Source organism: Chrysiogenia bacterium (genome assembly GCA_020434085.1).
GTDB lineage: Bacteria > JAGRBM01 > JAGRBM01 > JAGRBM01 > JAGRBM01 > JAGRBM01.
On sequence record JAGRBM010000079.1, the window covers coordinates 1 to 4,389 of the forward strand.

General features: G+C 60.7%; 4 protein-coding genes. 3 read left to right on the top strand and 1 reads right to left on the bottom strand.

The features are described 5' to 3' along the window. Positions 1-146 precede the first annotated feature (146 nt). Together KDH09_02695 and KDH09_02700 are read left to right on the top strand one after the other, a co-directional pair. On the top strand, positions 147-1,187 hold the full coding sequence (locus tag KDH09_02695; protein MCB0218579.1) for a DUF2804 domain-containing protein: 1,041 nt from the start codon (positions 147-149) through the stop codon (positions 1,185-1,187). Between the two features lie 133 nt (positions 1,188-1,320). Next, positions 1,321-2,349, top strand: coding sequence for a hypothetical protein (locus KDH09_02700; GenBank protein ID MCB0218580.1), 1,029 nt, complete (start codon positions 1,321-1,323; stop codon positions 2,347-2,349). 3 nt (positions 2,350-2,352) lie between these two features. Here KDH09_02700 and KDH09_02705 read toward each other — a convergent pair whose 3' ends face one another. After that, positions 2,353-2,742, bottom strand: coding sequence for a hemerythrin domain-containing protein (locus tag KDH09_02705; GenBank protein ID MCB0218581.1), 390 nt, complete (start codon positions 2,740-2,742; stop codon positions 2,353-2,355). Between the two features lie 160 nt (positions 2,743-2,902). Here KDH09_02705 and ilvA point away from each other — a divergent pair. Then, the coding region (ilvA, locus tag KDH09_02710) for a threonine ammonia-lyase, biosynthetic (protein MCB0218582.1) at positions 2,903-4,389 on the top strand (1,487 nt) is incomplete at its 3' end.

A 4,389-nucleotide genomic window follows, 5' to 3' on the forward strand; every position in this document is an offset into this window, starting at 1 on the left:
GAGAGCGTCCCGGCCGCGCAGACGCCAACGATTCCCCCGCCAATGATCGCGATTTTGATCGATGTGCCCATGACCTCTATCAGTAACGCTTTGACGCTCCGCGCGCTAGAGTGGGGCGGCCCTGAAAACAGGCTGGAGGACGCGACATGGTGGGACGCAACTCACTGACCCATGAAAAGGAAATCACCAGCGAGGTGCTTGAGTGCCTGGAAGACGGCACGCTCAATCCCGAGGCCGTCGGGTTTTCCCGGCATCCGCACCATCGCTGCAACCTGAAGGGCTCCTGGGGGCGCAAGAAACGCTGGGATTACTGGTGCGTCACCAGTCGCGAAGGCGCGCTCTCGATTACCTACGCCGACATCGACTACATCGGGCTGGCCACAGTCAGCTTCCTCGATTTCGAGACCAAAGAGTTCACCGAAAAAGTGGCCATCGTGCCCCTGGCGCGCGGATTTTCCCAGCCCGAAACCGTCGCAGGCAGCGACGTGGTCTTCAATGGTTCGGGCCTGCATTTTGGCATTCACGAAGAGAAAGAACGCGCGCGCGTCGTCGTGAGCTTCAAGAAACTTGGCGGTCCGCACGTGGAGGCCGAGCTTGAAGTCGATCGCCCCGCCACGCACGAAACGCTCAACGTACTCGTTCCCTGGAGCGACACGCGCTTTCAGTTCACTTCCAAGCAAAACACGCTGCCCACGCGCGGACATGTCACCGTTGGAAAGCGTCGCTATGAGTTCAATGCCGCCAATGATTCCTTTGCCACGCTGGACTTCGGACGCGGCAAGTGGCCGCGCAAGACGACGTGGAACTGGGGCTCGGCATCCGGTCACTCGGGCATGGATGTCATCGGCCTGCAGTTCGGCGGCAAGTGGACCGACGGTACCGGCGTGACCGAGAGCGGACTCGTCATCAACGGCAAGCTCAGCAAAATCGGTGAGGCCATCGAGTGGACCTACAACACCCGCGATTATCGCGAGCCCTGGCTGCTCAAGACCCGGGAGAGCCGCGCTCTCGATCTGGTATTCGATCCCTTCTACGAACGCACGATGAAGCTGCCTCTGGGCTCCTGGGGGGCCGAAGTCCACCAGTGTTTCGGGCGCTACAGCGGCCGCATTACCGATGAAGAGGGCCAGGAATACGAAATCGAGGACATTATCGGCTGGGCCGAGGAGATGCGTGCGAGCTGGTAGGGCGCCGGACGCGCCGCGTCGTTATCGCAGCTAGAAGTAAGCAAAGATCACTAGAGATCAAAGCAACCCGATGCTAGACTGATCCTACTGTCCAGGGATGGGAAGAAGGGGACCGCAACACCAGGAGCGGTGCATGCGTAGGGTGGTCATAGCCTTTGGGATTTTTGTGCTCTTTGCCGGAGCGCTTGTCCCTCTGCGCGCTGACTCTGCGCCGCCCCAGGGAAAGACCTTCACCATCGGCCTCGTGCAGATGACAGACGTCGTTTTCTACGATGACGCGATCATCGCCATGCGCAAGGAACTCGAACGGCTGGGCTGGAACGATCGCAAGCAGCTCAAGATCCTGCGCCGCGTCGCGCTGGGACAGACCAAGGGCATCTGGGACAAGCTCGAACTTCTGGGCGCCCTTCACGGCTACATCGACGAATTCATCGATCGCAAGGTGGATCTCATCATCACGGTGGGAACGCCGGCGACGACCTGGGGCGCCGAGCGCGCCCACTCGGCGGGCATTCCCACGATGTTCATGGCGGTATCCATGCCCGGGGTGCTCGACTTTAAGGACGAGGGCTGGCTCACCGGGTCGACTACCTTCGTGCATCCGGGCCGTATCATTCGGCTCATCAGCAACACGATCCCCGACGTAAAGCGCGTCGGCATGATCTTGAGCTCCGACCCCAACGCGCGCGGACTTTATGAATTACTTGAGCCGGTAGCCAAAGAAGTCGGCATTACCCTGATGGTCTACGAAGTCGACAAGAACGAGGACGCGAAGGCAGCAGCCGCGTATTTTCTGGCGAACACGCCCGATGCCTTTCTGGTGATCCCCGACACATGGGCCGGGCGCGACGACAAAATCAATTCCAAAGTAATGATCGAGCAGCTCTTTCGCAAGACGAAACTGCCGATCATTGGCGCGTTCCCGGAAGCAACCGATGTTTTCCCCCACGACGTGGCGCTCTCGGTCGGCGTGCCGTTTGCAAGCACGGGCACCGCGGGGGCCGTGCTCGTCGACAAAATTCTCAATGGCACGCCGCCGGGATCGATTCCCATTGCCGCGCCGGCCAAGCCCGAGATTCACGTGCGCAAGGCCGCCGCGCTGCATACGGGATTTCCGCTGACACCGGCGCTGCTTAAAATTGCCGATGAAGTGAGTGAATAGGAGCTAGAGTTTCTCTACCAGTGGGTAGAGCTTTTCTTCCTCAGTGCGGATTCGCTCGCTGAGTTTTTCCACCACAACCCTGAGTTCATTGTGGAATGCCGTTTCGTCGCTGGAAGGCTCGTTTTCCGACCATTTCTGGACGAACGCAGTTGCGGCTTTTGCCAGCGAAGTCATGGTCATCTGGAAGCCGCTGGCCACCGCGCGGGAGATCGCGCCGCCGTCTGCGAGCGCGGGATAAAGCTTGGTGTCTTCGAGATTCAGGTGTGCGAGAAGCGCGACGGTAAAATGCTTAATATCGGCTGAAGACGGCGTCTTGTTTGTGAAGCTACCAAGAGACTCTGCGAGGGCTGCATGTTGCTTCTTGAGTGTTGGAACAAGGGATGGATCGACCATGATGTGCCTCGGTTTCTCCGCTCCGACCATCTGGATTGTTGTCTGTGGGCTTCGTCCGGTCAATTTTCCGATTCAGACAAGGCGCGGAGTTGTCGCCCACCCGGCGCGGCGATAGGCTGCAGTCCATCGGCCCGATGGGCGCCGGGGAACGGAATACCCCATGGACGACCTGCTTCAACAAATCCTGACCGCGCGTGTGTATGACGCGGCCGAGCGCACGCCGCTCGATGACGCGCCCCAGCTCTCGGCCCGCACGGGCAATCTGGTCTGGCTCAAGCGCGAAGACCTTCAACCGGTTTTCTCGTTTAAAATTCGTGGTGCCTACAACAAGATCGCCCACCTGACGCCCGAGGAACGCGCCGCGGGCGTGGTCTGCGCCTCGGCGGGAAACCACGCGCAGGGCGTTGCCTACGGCGCGCGCAAGCTGGGCATCGAGGCAATCATCGTGATGCCGCAAACCACCCCGGAGATCAAGGTCGGCGCAGTACGCCGTTACGGGGCGCAGGTGGTGCTGGAGGGCGAGAGCTACTCCGACTGCGAAGCCCGCGCCCGGGCCATTGCAGAGGATCGCGGCGCCACGTTCATCCACCCCTTCGACGATCCGCTGGTCATTGCCGGCCAGGGTACCTGCGGACGTGAAATCGCCGATCAGTGCCCGGACGTGGACTACGTTTTCGTTCCGGTGGGCGGCGGCGGCCTGATCGGCGGCGTGGCGGCATATCTCAAGCAGATCAAGCCCGATACGAAGATCATCGGGGTGGAACCTGTGGACAATGACGCCATGCGCCGCTCCATCCTCGCGGGTGAGCGCATCGAGCTCGACCGCGTGGGGCTCTTTGCCGACGGCGTCGCGGTCAAGCGCGTGGGCAAGCACACCTTCGATCTGGTTCGTGAGTACGTGGACGAAATCATCACTGTGAGCGTCGATGAAATCTGCTCGGCTATCCAGAGCGTCTACGAAGATACCCGTGCCATTGTCGAGCCCGCTGGCGCACTGGGGGTGGCTGGACTGGAAAAATTTGCCGCGCGCGAAGACCTGCACGACAAGAACCTGGTGGCGATCAATTCGGGCGCGAATATGAACTTCGAGCGCCTGCAGTTCGTGGCCGAACGCACCCTCATCGGCCGCAGCCTCGAAGCGCTCTTTGCCATCACCATCGATGAAAACGCCGGTTCCATGCGCCAGCTCGTCGAGCAGGTGGTGCGCGACAATCCCATTCGGGAGTTCGGCTATCGGCTCTCCTCGCGCCAGGAAGCGCACATCTTCCTGGGCGTTGCGACCAAGGATGCCGGCGACGTCGAGGACTTCGAGGCCATCCTTGCGAAGTTCGGCTACAACTTCATCAACATCACAGCCAACGAGCTGGCCAAGGAACACATTCGCCACTTCATGGGCGGGCGCGCCCGCGAGGCCAGGAGCGAAGTGCTCTACCGCTTCAATTTTCCCGAGCGCCCCTACGCGCTCACGGATTTCGTTTCCGCGATGAGCAGCACGTGGAACATCTCCCTGCTCCACTATCGCGGGCAGGGCGGCGACTTCGGCCGCGTGCTCATGGGATTCGAGATTCCCGAGGGCGAGCAGAAGAAATTCGAGGGCTTTCTGGACGAGACCGGTTACCGCTACTTCAATGAGAGTGAGAACCCGGC